At 62.4% G+C, this 14,843-nt stretch carries 11 protein-coding genes and 1 riboswitch; of the genes, 3 read left to right on the top strand and 8 right to left on the bottom strand.

The window, feature by feature from the left end:
- Positions 1–13: 13 nt before the first annotated feature.
- The gene (locus C1J04_RS03575; protein ID WP_009825992.1) at positions 14–889 is read left to right on the top strand and encodes an inositol monophosphatase family protein; all 876 of its coding nucleotides are present in this window, start codon (positions 14–16) and stop codon (positions 887–889) included.
- A gap of 66 nt (positions 890–955) precedes the next feature.
- Here the strand turns inward: C1J04_RS03575 and gcvP are convergent, their stop codons facing one another.
- The 3 genes from gcvP to gcvT all read right to left on the bottom strand — a co-directional run bounded on the left by gcvP (position 956) and on the right by gcvT (position 5,370).
- The gene (gcvP, locus tag C1J04_RS03570; RefSeq protein ID WP_009825991.1) at positions 956–3,799 is read right to left on the bottom strand and encodes an aminomethyl-transferring glycine dehydrogenase; all 2,844 of its coding nucleotides are present in this window, start codon (positions 3,797–3,799) and stop codon (positions 956–958) included.
- A 67-nt stretch (positions 3,800–3,866) separates the two neighbouring features.
- Positions 3,867–4,226, bottom strand: a complete 360-nt coding sequence (gene gcvH / locus C1J04_RS03565; RefSeq protein WP_005851355.1) for a glycine cleavage system protein GcvH — start codon at positions 4,224–4,226, stop codon at positions 3,867–3,869.
- Positions 4,227–4,245: 19 nt separating this feature from the next.
- Positions 4,246–5,370 (bottom strand): glycine cleavage system aminomethyltransferase GcvT, encoded by a 1,125-nt coding sequence (gene gcvT, locus C1J04_RS03560; RefSeq protein WP_037954112.1) that lies wholly within the window; start codon positions 5,368–5,370, stop codon positions 4,246–4,248.
- A 153-nt stretch (positions 5,371–5,523) separates the two neighbouring features.
- Positions 5,524–5,610, bottom strand: a riboswitch (glycine riboswitch).
- A gap of 152 nt (positions 5,611–5,762) precedes the next feature.
- Here gcvT and C1J04_RS03555 point away from each other — a divergent pair.
- Positions 5,763–6,317: a gamma-glutamylcyclotransferase family protein gene (locus C1J04_RS03555; protein WP_037944899.1), complete on the top strand. Its 555-nt coding sequence runs from the start codon at positions 5,763–5,765 to the stop codon at positions 6,315–6,317.
- On the opposite strand, the gene C1J04_RS03550 is transcribed toward C1J04_RS03555, so the two are convergent.
- The 3 genes from C1J04_RS03550 to C1J04_RS03540 all read right to left on the bottom strand — a co-directional run bounded on the left by C1J04_RS03550 (position 6,297) and on the right by C1J04_RS03540 (position 10,852).
- Positions 6,297–7,694 carry an MATE family efflux transporter gene (locus C1J04_RS03550; protein ID WP_009825988.1) on the bottom strand — a complete coding sequence of 466 codons (1,398 nt, stop codon included), beginning with the start codon at positions 7,692–7,694 and terminating at the stop codon, positions 6,297–6,299. The two genes, C1J04_RS03555 and C1J04_RS03550, sit on opposite strands and share 21 nt — an antisense overlap.
- A 96-nt stretch (positions 7,695–7,790) precedes the next feature.
- Complete coding sequence (gene gltX / locus C1J04_RS03545) at positions 7,791–9,116, bottom strand: glutamate--tRNA ligase (RefSeq protein ID WP_037954110.1); 1,326 nt, start codon at positions 9,114–9,116, stop codon at positions 7,791–7,793.
- A 77-nt stretch (positions 9,117–9,193) separates the two neighbouring features.
- On the bottom strand, positions 9,194–10,852 hold the full coding sequence (locus C1J04_RS03540; RefSeq protein WP_009825986.1) for an NAD+ synthase: 1,659 nt from the start codon (positions 10,850–10,852) through the stop codon (positions 9,194–9,196).
- Positions 10,853–11,025: 173 nt separating this feature from the next.
- On the opposite strand from C1J04_RS03540, the gene C1J04_RS03535 reads away from it, so the two are divergent.
- Positions 11,026–12,549 carry an MORN repeat-containing protein gene (locus tag C1J04_RS03535; RefSeq protein WP_009825985.1) on the top strand — a complete coding sequence of 508 codons (1,524 nt, stop codon included), beginning with the start codon at positions 11,026–11,028 and terminating at the stop codon, positions 12,547–12,549.
- Here the strand turns inward: C1J04_RS03535 and C1J04_RS03530 are convergent.
- Positions 12,546–14,075: a cryptochrome/photolyase family protein gene (locus tag C1J04_RS03530; protein ID WP_009825984.1), complete on the bottom strand. Its 1,530-nt coding sequence runs from the start codon at positions 14,073–14,075 to the stop codon at positions 12,546–12,548. The two genes, C1J04_RS03535 and C1J04_RS03530, sit on opposite strands and share 4 nt — an antisense overlap.
- Positions 14,069–14,734: an SDR family NAD(P)-dependent oxidoreductase gene (locus C1J04_RS03525; RefSeq protein ID WP_114865399.1), complete on the bottom strand. Its 666-nt coding sequence runs from the start codon at positions 14,732–14,734 to the stop codon at positions 14,069–14,071. The genes C1J04_RS03530 and C1J04_RS03525 overlap by 7 nt, the downstream gene beginning before the upstream one ends.
- Positions 14,735–14,843 lie beyond the last annotated feature (109 nt).

Genomic DNA, 14,843 nt, shown 5'->3' with positions numbered 1-14,843 from the left:
GAGGGATACAACAATGACGCAGACCACCCAGACACTGCCCGCCCCCCTGCCACCCGTTCTGACGGCAGCCCAGCAAACGCATGTGGTGAATGTCCTGCGCCGTGCCGCACGGGCCGAGGTGCTGCCGCGTTTCCGCAACCTCGCCCCCGCTGACATCGACACCAAATCCGGCCCCCATGATCTGGTCACCGCTGCCGATCTGGCGGCCGAGGCAATGATCACCCGCGCCCTCGCCGCGGCCTATCCGGATGCGCTGATCATTGGCGAAGAGGCCGTATCGGCCGACCCCGCCCTGCAGGACAAGATCGCCGACGCCCCGCTGGCCTTTATCCTCGATCCCATCGACGGCACATCGAATTTCGCCCACGGGCTGTCCACCTTCGGCATGATCCTTGCGGTCACGCGCTTTGGCAAACCGGCCTTCGGCGTCATCTATGACCCGGTCAATGACGACTGGGTGATCAGCGATGACACCAGCACGCCGCGCTTTGAACGCGCCCTTGGGCAGTCGCGCCCGCTGCGGGTCAGCATGGGCAAACAGATCGAGGACCTCAGCGGTTTCGTCCCGCTGGGGAACTTCAGCAAAGACCTGCGGGGCAAAGTCGCGGCCACATTGCCCAGCTTTGCCAAGGTGAACTCGCTACGTTGCTCGGCGCATGAATACCGTACTGTCGCCCAAGGGCACGCCGATTTCGTGCTCAGCGGGACGCTGCACCCTTGGGACCACGCTGCCGGCGCGTTGATCTGCGCCCAAGCCGGTGCCCATGTCGAGATGCTGTCGGGCGGCCCCTATGACGCGACGCTGCGCACAGGGCATATTCTGGTGGCGCCGGACAAAACGACATGGAACCGCCTGCGCAAGGTCTTTGCCTTCCTCGCCGACGACTGAGCCCCCAATGCAAAACGGGCGCGAGGTTTCCCCCGCACCCGTTCGATCACATATATAGGGAACAGCTTACTCAGCCGCCTCTGCGTATTCCTCCATCGGGGGGCAGGTGCAGATCAGGTTGCGGTCGCCATGCACGTTGTCGACACGGTTGACCGGAGGCCAGTATTTGTCGACGCGGAACGCACCGGGGGGGAAGCAGCCCTGCTCGCGCGTGTAGGGACGATCCCACTCGCCGACCAGATCCTCGACCGTGTGCGGCGCGTTCTTGAGCGCGTTGTTCTCGCGCGGCATATCGCCGTTCTCGATTGCGCGGATCTCGTCACGGATCGCGAGCATCGCGTCGCAGAAACGGTCCAGCTCGGCCTTGGTTTCCGACTCGGTCGGTTCGACCATCAGCGTGCCTGCGACAGGGAAGCTCATCGTTGGCGCATGGAAGCCGGCGTCGATCAGACGTTTCGCGATGTCATCGACCGTCACGCCTGCGCTATCCTCGAACGGGCGCACGTCAAAGATACATTCATGCGCAACGCGCCCCGTCGGCCCCTTGTACAGCACCTCGAACGCCCCTTCGAGCCGCTTGGCAATGTAGTTGGCGTTCAGGATCGCCACCCGCGTCGCCTGCGTCAGCCCGTCACCGCCCATCATCAGACAATAAGACCACGAGATCGGCAGCAACGATGGCGACCCGTAGGGCGCCGCCGAAACAGCGCCCTCACCGCCGTTCGGATGACCGGGCACATGCGCGATGAGGTGTGATTTCACGCCAATCGGGCCCATGCCGGGGCCACCGCCCCCATGGGGAATGCAGAAGGTCTTGTGCAGGTTCAGGTGGCTGACATCGCCGCCCACATCACCCGGACGCGCCAGACCGACCATGGCGTTCATATTCGCCCCGTCAATATAGACCTGACCGCCGTGCTCATGCGTGATCTTGGTCACTTCGGTCACGGTTTCCTCAAACACGCCGTGGGTCGAGGGATAGGTGATCATGCAACCGGCAAGGTTCTCGCTGTGCTTCTCCGCCTTGGCGCGGAAGTCATCCAGATCAATGTCACCATTGGCCGCTGTCTTGATGACGACCACCTTCCAGCCGACCATATTGGCGCTGGCGGGGTTGGTGCCATGGGCCGACATGGGGATCAGGCAGATGTTGCGATGCCCCTGCCCATTGGCACGGTGATAGGACGCAATCGCCAGCAGACCCGCATATTCCCCCTGTGCGCCGGAATTCGGCTGCATGGAAATCGCGTCATACCCGGTGATGTCACAAAGCTTGGCCGACAGGTCGTCGATCATATGCTTATAGCCAAGCGCCTGATCCTGCGGCACAAACGGGTGGATCATCGAGAACTCGCGCCAGCTAACGGGCATCATCTCCGCAGCCGAGTTCAGCTTCATCGTGCAAGACCCCAGCGGGATCATCGCACGGTCCAGCGCCAGGTCACGGTCGGCCAGACGGCGCATGTAGCGCATCATCTCGGTCTCGGCGCGGTTCATGTGGAAGATCGGATGGGTGAGATAGGTAGAGCTGCGCAGCATCTCGTTCGGCACACGGTATTCGGGTGTGAAATCGTCATCAGCCTGCCGCAGGCCAAATGCCCGCCAAACCGCTTCGATGGTTTCCGGTCGCGTCCGCTCGTCAAGGCTGATGCCCACCCGGGTTTCGCCGACACGGCGCAGGTTGATCCCCTCATCCACCGCCGATTTCATCACAGCCGCCTGCAAGGGGCCGACGTCGACAGTGACCGTGTCGAAATAAACTTTCGGATCGACCTTGAACCCGGCACTCTCCAACCCCTTGGCCAAACGCACGGTCTTGCGGTGAATACGCTGGGCAATCGCCTTAAGGCCTTCTGGCCCGTGGAACACCGCATACATCGACGCCATCACCGCCAGCAAAGCCTGCGCCGTGCACACGTTAGAGGTCGCCTTTTCGCGGCGGATGTGCTGCTCGCGGGTCTGCAGGGACAGACGGTAGGCGCGGTTGCCATGCGCATCGATTGACACGCCAACAATCCGCCCCGGCATTGCGCGCTTATAGGCATCCTTGCATGCCATATAGGCCGCATGCGGACCGCCATAACCTTCGGGCACGCCAAACCGCTGGGTGGACCCGACGGCGATATCGGCCCCCATGGCACCGGGTTCTTTCAGCAACGTCAGCGCCATCGGATCGGCGGATACGACACCCAAGGCACCGGCCTCATGCAGCGCGGCCATATGATCGGTAAAGTCGCGCACATGGCCGTAGGTGCCAGGGTACTGGAACAGCGCCCCGAAGACAGCGCTCGCGTCCATTTTGTCAGGGTCGCCGATGATCACCTCTATATCCAGCGGGGCTGCGCGGGTCTGGATCACGGCGATGTTCTGGGGGTGGCAATCGCGGTCGACGAAGAACGCCTTGGCCTTCGATTTCGACAGGCGCAGCGCCATGGTCATCGCCTCGGCACAGGCCGTCGCCTCGTCCAGCAAGGACGCATTGGCGACCTCAAGCCCGGTCAGATCGCTGACCATGGTCTGAAAGTTCAACAGCGCCTCAAGACGCCCCTGGCTGATCTCGGGCTGATAGGGGGTGTAGGCCGTGTACCATGCGGGGTTTTCAAAAATATTGCGCTGGATCGCAGGCGGCGTCACCGTGCCGTGATAGCCCTGCCCGATCAGCGAGGTGAGCACCTTGTTCTTGCCCGCCACCACGCGCATGTATTCCAGCACTTCGCGCTCTGACATGGGCTTGCCGAAATCCAGCGGCTCTTTCTGGCGGATCTGCGCGGGCATCGTGTCATCGATCAACGCGGCAAGGCTCTGTGCGCCGACGGTTTTCAACATGTCCGACATCTCTGCCGGGGACGGCCCGATATGTCTGCGATTGGCAAAATCATACGGCAAATATTCGGTCGGTTTGAAAACCATGGCGCGGGGCCCCTCTTCCAAATGGTATAAAAATCCCCGCCGGAGGCTCCGACGGGGGCAGCGGGATTTACCCGATGAACTTCTGATAGGCGGCTTCGTCCATGAACTCGTCCATCTGGCTTGGATCGGACGCCTTCATCTTGAAGAACCACGCCTCGCCCTGCGGATCGTCATTCACCATCGCGGGGTTGTCGGACAGCGTGCTGTTGACCTCGATGATCTCGCCATCGATCGGCGCCAGAATATCGGACGCAGCCTTGACGGATTCGATCACGACGACCTCGTCGTCCTTGCTGACGGTCGTGCCTTCGTCGGGCAGTTCGACAAACACCACGTCGCCCAGTTGTTCGGCGGCGTGAATGGTGATGCCAACGACGATCTCGTCGCCTTCAACCCGCAGCCATTCGTGCTCTTCGGTAAACTTCATTCTTTCATCCTTCGCTAGATTATCTTTTAAAATTCGCCGCAACAAAGGGCAGCTTGGCAACGGTCACCGGCAGACGCTTGCCACGGACTTCGCCCCACAGCATCGTATCAATACCCGCCTGCGCCTCACTGACATAGCCCATTGCGACAGGCCCGCCTACCGTCGGCCCGAAACTGCCCGAGGAGACCTCGCCCACCTGCGTGCCCCCTGTCGCCGCGTCAAACAGCGGTGTCCCGTCGCGCATCGGCGCACGGCCTTCGGGGGCCAGACCGACACGCTTGCGGTCGACACCATCGTCAAACGCCGCCTGAACGGCATCGGCACCGGGGTAGCCGCCCGCGCGTTCACCACCGGCGCGGCGCGCTTTCTGGATCGCCCAGGTCAGGCTGGCCTCTACCGGATTGGTGCCCGCGTCGATGTCATTGCCATAAAGACACAAGCCCGCCTCAAGCCGCAGCGAATCCCGCGCGCCCAGACCAATGGGTTCCACACCCTCGATCTCTAGCAACCGGCGGACCAGCGCTTCGGCGTGGGCCTCCGGCACCGAAATCTCGAAGCCATCCTCGCCGGTATAGCCCGACCGCGAGGCCCAGACCTCTACCCCGTCCAGCGTCAATGTGCCGAAATCCATGAACCGCATTCCGTCCGCAGCGGCATCAAGCGACGCCACAGCCGCCCCCGCCGCCGGGCCCTGCACAGCCACCAGCGCGCGGTCGGTGATCGGGGTCACGGTGATCTCGGGCTCCAACGCGGCTTTCATGCGTGCGATATCGGCATCCTTGCAGGCGGCGTTGACCACAACAAACAGGTCATCCCCACGGCGCGCGAACATCAGGTCATCCTCGATCCCGCCGGCGTCATTGGTGAAGAACCCATAGCGCTGCCGCCCGTCTTCCAGCCCCAGCACATTCATCGGCACCAATGTCTCGAACGCCAACGCCACAGCGTCCCACGACGGGCCGGTCACCATCACCTGCCCCATGTGGCTGACGTCAAAGACCCCCGCTGCGGCGCGAGTGTGCAGGTGCTCTTTCATCACGCCCATCGGATATTGCACAGGCATGGAATAGCCCGCAAAGGGCACCATCTTGCCCCCCAGTTCCAGATGAAGATCGTATAGCGGTGTCTGTTGCAAATCGCTCATGGTCACGCGGCCTTTCCCTATCCAGAAGGCCATCGACCATACTGGCACCCAGCAGACCGCGGGAATGCAGCCTGTCAAATGCCCCCTCTGTCCTTTCGCCTGAGATCGTTATCCCTTCGGCGGACGCTGTCGCGTCACTCTCCAGAGTTGTTAGGTCCCGTTGCGGTCCTTTGGCCTGAGAGTTTCCGGGGCGGTTGCTCCTTCGGCACCGGCTTGCGCCGGTTCTCCCGTAACGGTGTGGGCAAGTGCTATGCCGGAACGCGGCGTTGCGTCAAGCAAAGTTGATAGGGCGGCGCGAAAACTTTCATCCGGTGCCGCGATATTGGGCAGCTCGTCGGGTGCTGCGCGTGCAAGATGTGGACATCATCGCGCAGCGGCGCCAAAACACCCGCATGACACCATATTTCTTCGGCTACGGCAGCCTCGTAAACCGCAATACCCACGCCTATCCAGACGCCCGTCCGGCGCAGCTTCGCGGCTGGCACCGGCTTTGGGTGCGCATCGAAGGTGCCGCGCATGTGTTCCTGAGCGTGCTGCCCGAAGAGGGCACCGTGATCGACGGGTTGATCGCGGCGGTCCCCGGTGCCGATTGGGTGGCGCTGGATACGCGCGAAACCAATTATGATCGCATCGGATCGAACGGGGCGGTGGTGCATGACATCATCCCGGCCCCCGATATGGCGCATTATTCCGTGCCTACAGACACCCATGTGACATCGGGCGACCATACCATCTTGCTCAGCTATCTTGATGTGGTGGTGCAGGGGTTCCTGCGCGAATATGGCATCGACGGGGTGCAGCGCTTCTTTGACACGACGCGGGGCTGGGATACGCCGATCCTGAACGACCGCGCCGCGCCGAAATATCCGCGTGCGCAAGAGCTTACCGCGCAGGAAACCGCGCTGGTCGACCAGCATCTGACCCGCCTATCGGCGCAGGTGCAGTAGCGACATCAACCGCCCGTCGCGGGCGAAAGCTGCGGGCTTGGCGCGTTTGCGCTGCCCCCCTTGCGCGATCATCCGCCGCGCGAGCACCCAGGCCAGCGCCCCGAACAGCACCCCCGCCGCCGCCTGCCCGATCAGCACACCGGGGGCCCCGAACAGCAGGCTGCCACCCCAGACCAGCGGGATCATCCCCAGCGTGTTGCGACCCCAGTTGGTCACGGTCGAATAGTAGGGGTGGCCCATATTGTTGAACGCCGCATTCGACACGAACAACACACCGTTGAAAAAGAACGCCAGGGACAGCGGCCCGCAGAACAGATAGATCAACGTCAAGGTGATCCCCTGCGCATCAAACATCGCCGCCAGCGGCGCGCGGAACGCAAACAGCGCGGCCGAGATGACGACGATCACCAAAGCGGCAAAATTGACCCCCGCGGCATAGGTCCGCTTGACCCGCCCCAGATCGCCCGCGCCAAAGTTCTGCCCGATGATCGGCCCTACCGCCCCCGACAGGGCAAAGATCACGGCAAAGGCGACGGGCATCATGCGGCTGACAATCGCCATGCCTGCGACAGCATCCTCGCCATAGGCCGCCATTGCACGGGTCACATAGGCCTGCCCCACCGGCGTGGCGACCTGCGTCAGAATGGCGGGCACCGCGATAGACAACACAGGCATCAGATCGCACCATAGCCCCGCGGGGCGCGGCATCGCGATCCCGCCATAGTGGCGCACAATTGGCATCAGGGCGGTATAGGCAATCACCACCCGCGCCACAAAAGACGCCCAAGCCGCACCGGTCAGGCCCAGATCAAAGGTAAAGATCAGGATCGGATCGAGGATGGCATTCACGATGCCCCCCGCGATCGTCGCCATCATCGCCCGCCGTGCATCCCCATGGGCCCGCAGGATCGCGCTGCCCATCATACCAACCATCAGAAATGGCACCGACGGCACGACGATCTGCAGGAAATCTACCGCCAGCGCCGCCGTCTCACCGCCTGCGCCAACCCAGCCGACCAGCACATCCAGCGACAGGAACACACAAAGCGCAAAGATCACGCCAAAGACCGCGCCATAGCACAGCGCATGAGTTGTCCTCTCTGTCGCGAGTTGCGCGTTGTCCTGCCCCAAGGCCCGCGCGACCAAGGCCCCCGCCGCGATGCCCAACCCGATCCCGAAGGAGGTGGTGAAAAACAAGATCGCACCGGCATAGCCGATGGCCGCCGCCAGCTCTGCCTTGCCCAACATAGAGATGAAAATCATGTCGACGAAATCGACAAGAAACACCGCCACCAGCCCGACAGAGGCCAGCAAAGACATATTGGCGACATGGCCGAACAGATTGCCCGACAAAAATTTGGCGCGCCCATCAACCATGATGGACGCGCCCTATGTCAGCCGACAGCGGCTTCATTTTGCCAGATAAACTCTCGCCGAAGGCTCCCGAACTTGCGCCCGTGAACCCGGCCCGTTTCACCCGCGTGCCTTCACGACTTGCAGCAACGGCAACACCGCCGCCATGTCGGGGCCGTGGGGTTTGCCAGTCAGCGCCAGACGCAGCGGCATGAACAGCCCCTTGCCCTTGCGGCCGGTCTGCTCTTTCACGGCGGCCGTCCATGTGCCCCAGGTGCTTTCGTCGAACTCGCCCTCGGGCAGAAGCGCCAAGGCTTCGGCGACGAACTCTTTATCCTCGTCTGCGATCACAGGCTCTGCGCCTTCGCTGAACATCTGCCACCAGCCTTTCAGATCGTGCAGCGTGGTGATGTTTTCGCGGGTGACCTGCCAGAACAGCGCGGCCTTGTCCTCGGGCACACCGAGGGCGGCGATGTCGCTTGCGACGGCCTCAAGCGGGAGGGTCTGCAGATAGCGGCCGGTCATGGGGAACAGGTCCTCGACGTCGAATTTGGTCGGCGCAGAGCCAAATCGTTCAATGTCGAAACCGTCGATCAGGCTCTCCATATCGGTGCGCAGTTCAATCGGGTCCGAAGAGCCCAGGCGCGCCATTGTCGACAGCAGCGCAAAAGGATGCACACCGCGCTCACGCAGGTCGCGCAGCGCCAGCACGCCCAGACGTTTCGACAGCGCCTCGCCCTGCGGACCGGTGAGCAGCGAATGGTGCGCAAAGGTCGGCACGGTGCCGCCAAGCGCTTGCATGATCTGGATTTGTGTCGCCGTGTTGGTCACATGGTCGGACCCGCGCACGACATTGGTCACGCCCATCTCGGTATCATCGACCACAGACGCTAGTGTATACAAGATCTGCCCGTCGCCGCGGATCAACACAGGGTCGGACACCGACGCCGCATCGATCGAGATATCGCCCAGGATACCGTCTTTCCACTCGATCCGTTCCTGATCCAGCTTGAAACGCCACACACCGGGGCCGCGTTCGTCGCGCAGCTTGGCTTTTTCGGCATCCGACAGGTTCAACGCGGCGCGGTCATAGACCGGCGGCTTGCCCATGTTCAGCTGTTTCTTGCGCTTGAGGTCCAGCTCGGTCGGGGTTTCCCAGGCTTCATAGAAACGCCCGATCTTGCGCAGCTCGTCCGCGGCGGCGTGGTATTTGTCCAACCGTTCGGACTGACGCTCAACGCGGTCCCAATGCAGGCCGAGCCATGTCAGGTCTTCTTTCAGACCGTCGACGTATTCTTCCTTGCTGCGCACCGGGTCGGTGTCGTCGATCCGCAGGATGAACTCTCCGCCGTTCTTGCGGGCGATCAGATAGTTCATCAGCGCCGTGCGCAGGTTGCCTACGTGGATATAGCCGGTCGGGGACGGGGCGAAGCGGGTGATGGTCATTGGGTTCTCCTGATTGGCCGCTGGCTTGTCACAGCGCGGCACCATTGTCTAGATAACGTGCAGCGTCGCCCGCGCGGTCAACTGGGGTCGCGCCAGCGGTTCACGATGGGATAGCGGCGGTCCAACCAGAACGCGCCCTTGGTCAAACGCGGGCCGGGGGCGGACTGGAACCGTTTGTATTCACTGATATAGAGCAGGTGTTCGACCTTTTTGGCAACCTCGCGGTCAAAGCCCGCCGCCACGCAATCGGCGATGGACCCGTCATCATCCACAAGGATCGTCAGCATCGCGTCCAGATCGGGATAGTCGGGCAGGCTGTCGCTGTCTTTCTGGTCCTCGCGCAGCTCGGCCGAGGGCGGCTTGTCGATGATGCGCGGCGCGATCACCTCTCCCTCTGGGCCCTTCATCCAGTCGCGGTGGTTCTCGTTGCGCCAGCGGCAGCTGTCGAAGACGCGGGTTTTATACATATCCTTGATGGGGTTATAGCCCCCCGCCATGTCGCCATAGATCGTGGCATAGCCCACCGCCACCTCTGACTTGTTGCCCGTGGTCAAAAGCATCTCGCCGAACTTGTTGCTGACCGCCATCAACAGCAAACCGCGCAGGCGCGACTGGATGTTCTCCTCGGTCAGGTCAGGCTTAGTGCCCTCGAACAGCGGGGCCAGCGTGTCGGTGATCGCGGCACGGCCTTGCGCAATCGGCACATAATCGTAGCGGCAGCCAAGCGCCTTGGCGACGGCTTCAGCATCATCCAGCGAGGCTTGGGAGGTATATTCAGACGGCAGCATCACACAGCGCACATTATCAGCGCCAAGCGCATCAACCGCGATCGTCGCCACAATCGCCGAATCGATCCCGCCCGACAGACCCAGCAACACTTTCTTGAACCCGGTCTTGCCCATGTAGTCGCGCAAGCCCTGCACCATGACGCGGTAATCCTGCTCAAGGTCCGACGGCATATGCGCCTTCTCGCCCTCGACCACGCGCCAGCCTTCGGGGGTCTGTTCAAGATCGACATGCGCGATCTGCGCGTCAAAGGCGGGCATCTGGAACGCCAGCTTGCCGCCGGGGTTCAGCGCAAAGCTCGCCCCGTCAAAGACCTGATCATCCTGACCGCCCACCATATTGAGGTAGATCAGCGGCAGTTCAGTTTCGACCACGCGGGCGACCATATGGTTCAACCGCGTCTCGAATTTGCCGCGATAATAGGGCGATCCGTTGGGCACCAGCAGGAACTCCGCCCCGGTTTCGGCCAGCGTTTCGGCCACATCGGGGTGCCATGCGTCTTCGCAGATCGGGCTGCCGATGCGGGTATCGCCAACGGCGTACGGCCCACCCAAAGGCGCGCTGTCGAAGATGCGCACCTCGTCGAACACGGTCTCGTTCGGCAGGTTGTGCTTGAAGACACGGCTGGCGATCTTGCCGTTTCTGAGGATCAGATAGGCATTATAGAGCTTGGCCCCTTCGACCCAGGGCGCACCGATGGCCAGCGCGGGCCCGTCGGCACAATCAGCCGCCAGCGCTTCGAGATGGGTCATCACATCCAGCTGGAACGCCTGCTTCATCACCAGATCTTGCGCGTTATACCCGGCCAGAAACATCTCGGGCAAAGCTACCAGATCGGCACCCGCCTCTTTGCCCTGCGCCCAGGCCTCCCGCGCGAGGTCTGCGTTTCCGGCCAGATCCCCGACGGTGGGGTTCAACTGGCCAAGCGTGATGCGAAAACGCGATGTCATAGGGCGGTCCTTCGATAATCTACGCAAGTGATGTAGCAGATCACGCGCCAAGTGAAAGGCCAAGGCGCACCGCCGGGCAAAAGACGATTGCCCCCTTGCAGGCCATTGAATAGGCTAAGCGTTAACAAACTCGCCCGCCGCTCTTGGCCGCACTCTCTTTTGAAAGTTGCTGTATGACGAAATTGACCCTGACCCCGCTGATCCTTTGCCTTGGGCTGCTGCCCTTCCCCGCGCTTGCGCAGGACGGAGAGGTTCAAAGCAAGCAATACGACGATGGCGGCGTCTATGAGGGGACGTTCAAGGACGGCGTACAGCACGGGACCGGCACCTATACGCTGCCCAACGGCTATGAATACGAAGGTGCCTGGGTGGACGGAGAGATCAAGGGCAAAGGTGTCGCGCGTTTCCCCAACGGGTCTGTCTACGAGGGCAACTTTGAAAAGGGCAAACCGGACGGTTTCGGCAAGATCACCTTTGCCGATGGCGGCACCTATGAGGGCGAATGGGAGGCCGGTGCGATCACCGGTCAGGGCATCGCGCTTTATGCCAACGGGGTGCGCTACGAAGGGTCGTTCCGCAATGCCAACCACCACGGCAAGGGCGTCATGCAATCCCCCGGCGGGTATGAATATCAGGGCGACTGGGTCGATGGCGTCAAGCAGGGCGTGGGCAAGATCACCTATCCCGATGGCGCGCTCTATGACGGTGACATCGCCGATGGCGAACGCAATGGCACGGGCACGCTGACCATGCCCGACGGGCTGACCTATACCGGCCAGTGGAAAAATGGGCAGATCGACGGCACCGGCACGCTGACCCAACCCAATGGCGATGTCTACGAAGGCGATCTGGTCGCCGGTCAGCGCCAGGGCACGGGCAAGGTGACCTATGCCAATGGCGACACCTACGAGGGCGGCTTCGAGGACGACCGCCGCGAGGGTCAGGGCACGTTCACCGGCACAGATGGCTATGTCTACACCGGATCATGGGTTGCCGGGCAGATCGAAGGCACAGGCAAGGTGACCTACCCCGACGGCTCTGTCTACGAGGGCAGTTTCCGCGATGATCTGGCCGATGGGGAGGGCAAGATCACCTATCCCGACGGATCAACCTACGAAGGGTCATGGGTCGCGGGCGTGATCGAAGGCGAAGGCCGCGCGACCTACCCCAACGGCATCGTCTACGAGGGCGGGTTCAAGAACGCGCGCAACGACGGTCAGGGTGTGATGACCTATGCCGACGGCTATAAGTATGACGGCAGCTGGAAAGACGGCCAACGCAACGGCATGGGCACCGCGACCTATCCCGATGGCACCGTCTACACCGGCGGCTTTGTCGACGGGCTACGCGACGGCACGGGCAAGATCACCATGCCCGATGGGTTCACCTATGACGGCCAGTGGTCCGGCGGAGAGATCGAGGGCACCGGCACCGCCACCTACCCCAACGGCGATATCTACGAAGGCGCGTTCGAGGGCGGCAAACGTCAGGGTCAGGGCACCATGCGCTATAAATCGGGCGAAGAAGTCTCGGGCCAGTGGGTCAACGGCGCGCTGCAAGAAACGGGCACAGCCCCTGCCGAGGATGCTGGTGCGGTGCCCACGCCTGACGCCACGGATGAGGCACCGACAGAGGCCGACACTCCGTCAGAGGCACCCGCCGACAGTACGGATGCGGCCGAAAGCAACGACGGCTAGATCACTTCGCCCGCGTCCAGACGGGCGAGCAAGGCATCGCCTTCGGCCAGAACTGTCTTGCGTTTGTCGGCGTCCATCCGGTCCCACGTGCGGTACATATTGCCCATGCGCGGATTGTTCGAGAACCGGTCGCGATGGCGGTCCAGAAAGTGCCAGTAAAGCAGGTTGAACGGGCAGGCGGTGTCACCCGTCTTTGCGCTGACTGAATAGTGGCAGCTTTTGCAGTGATCCGACATGCGGTTGATATAGGCCCCGGACGAGACATAGGGCTTGGACGCGATGACGCCGCCGTCGGCGAATTGGCTCATGCCGATGGTATTGGGGGCCTCTACCCATTCAAAGGCGTCGGCATAGACCGCCAGATACCATTCATGCACCTGCGCCGGATCAATCCCCGCCAGCAGGGCAAAGTTGCCTGTCACCATCAGCCGCTGGATATGATGCGCATAGGCTTGGGTTCTGGTCTGTCCTACGGCCTTGGCCACACAGTTCATCTGCGTTTCGCCACCCCAGTAGAACCACGGCAGGTCGCGGTCGTGCCCCAGAATATTGCGGGCGGTATAGTCTGGCCCCTCAAGGAAATAGATGCCCCGCACATACTCGCGCCAGCCGATGATCTGCCGGATGAACCCTTCGGCGGCGTTGATCGGGGCGTGACCTGAGGCATAGGCGTCGGCAGCGGCCTCGCAAATCTCGGTCACGTTCAGCAACCCGATGTTGAGGTAGGGCGACAGGATCGCGTGATACAGGAATTCATTCTCGTTCAGCATCGCGTCTTGATAGTCGCCAAAACGTGGCAGGGCGTTCGCGATGAAATGGTCCAGCGCTTGCAGCGCCTCGGCGCGGGTGGTGGCGAACCAGAAAGGCTCTAGCGCGCCGAAGTTATCGCCGAAACGCGCTTGAACCAGCTCCAGCACCTCGCGGGTGGTGGCATCGGGGTCGAACCGCAGAGGGCCATCTACGGTGACATCCTCGGGCGCGGCTTTGCGGTTGTCGTGGTCGAAGTTCCACTTGCCGCCAGCGGGTTGGTCCCCCGCCATCAGCAGGCCGGTCTTGCGGCGCATCTCGCGGTAGAAATACTCCATCCGCAGCGCTTTGCGGCCTTCGGCCCATGCCTCGAATTCGGCATGAGTGGCAAGAAAGCGGTCGTCGGGCAGCAGATGCACCTTCAACGGCGCGTATTTCAGCTTGTCGATCAAGCGCCACTCCCCCGGCTCTGTCGCCAGCACCTCGCTTGCCCCTGTCTGCGCGGCACGGCGCAGCAATTCCCCCACGATAGAGCCCGCGTTATCCGTATCGTCCAGTTGCGTATAGGCGACCGTCCAGCCGTCCTGTTCCAACGCATGGGCAAACTTGCGCATCGCGGCAAAGATCAGGGCGATCTTCTTGGGGTGATGCCGGACATAGGCCGCCTCGTCCGCGACCTCGGCCATCACGACGGTATCGCGCGCCTTATCCGCCTGCGCCAAGGCGCTGAGCGTTTCTGTCAGCTGGTCGCCCAGAACCAGCACCAAACGCCCTACCATGGCACCGGCTTTCCGGCCCAGTCAAAGAACTGCCCTGTGTCCGCAGGTGTCAGCCCGTCGATCACAGCCAGCAGATTTTCCGCCGCCTCCGACGGTGCGACAGCGGGATGGCGGGCAAGGTATTTCGCGGTAAAGGCGGTCTTGACCGTGCCGGGGTGCAGGGCGACGCAGATGCTGCTCTTGTGACTGCGCGTCAGTTCGATCGCGGCGGTGTGCACGATCTGGTTCACCGCCGCCTTGGCGCTGCGGTAGCTGATCCAGCCGCCGATGCGGTTGTCGCCGATCGACCCGACCCGCGCAGAGAATACGGCAAAGACACAAGGCCCGTCCCGCCGCAGCAGGTCGCCCGCGTGGCGCAACACCAGTGCAGGGCCCACGGCGTTCAACGCGAATTGGTCCAACATCGCCTTCTGGCTGATGGACTTGATCGTCTTTTCCGGTGCGGCACCGTCAATCTCAAGCGCGCCTGTGGCCACCAGCACCACATCAAACGGCCCGTCCAGCGCGGCCAAGTGCTGGTCCACACTGCGTTCGTCCGTGATGTCGAACCCATCGACCGACCGTGACAGCCGCGTGACCGTATCGCCGCGCGCCTCGTAAGCGGCGGCCAAGGCGGCACCGACACCGCCCGACGCCCCGATGATCAAAACCTGTTTCATGCAAGGGGAGGTAGCGGAAAACAGCCCACCTTCAAGCGCGGAAAAAAGGGCGCAGAAAACCCCTTCCCATTTGCGAATGCACGGGTATAACTTGTCGCCATGACACACG

Origin of the sequence: Sulfitobacter sp. SK025 (genome assembly GCF_003352105.1) — a bacterium.
Lineage (GTDB): Bacteria > Pseudomonadota > Alphaproteobacteria > Rhodobacterales > Rhodobacteraceae > Sulfitobacter > Sulfitobacter pontiacus.
Note: the sequence above shows the minus strand (reverse complement) of the source record. Positions and strands in the feature narration are given on the sequence as shown.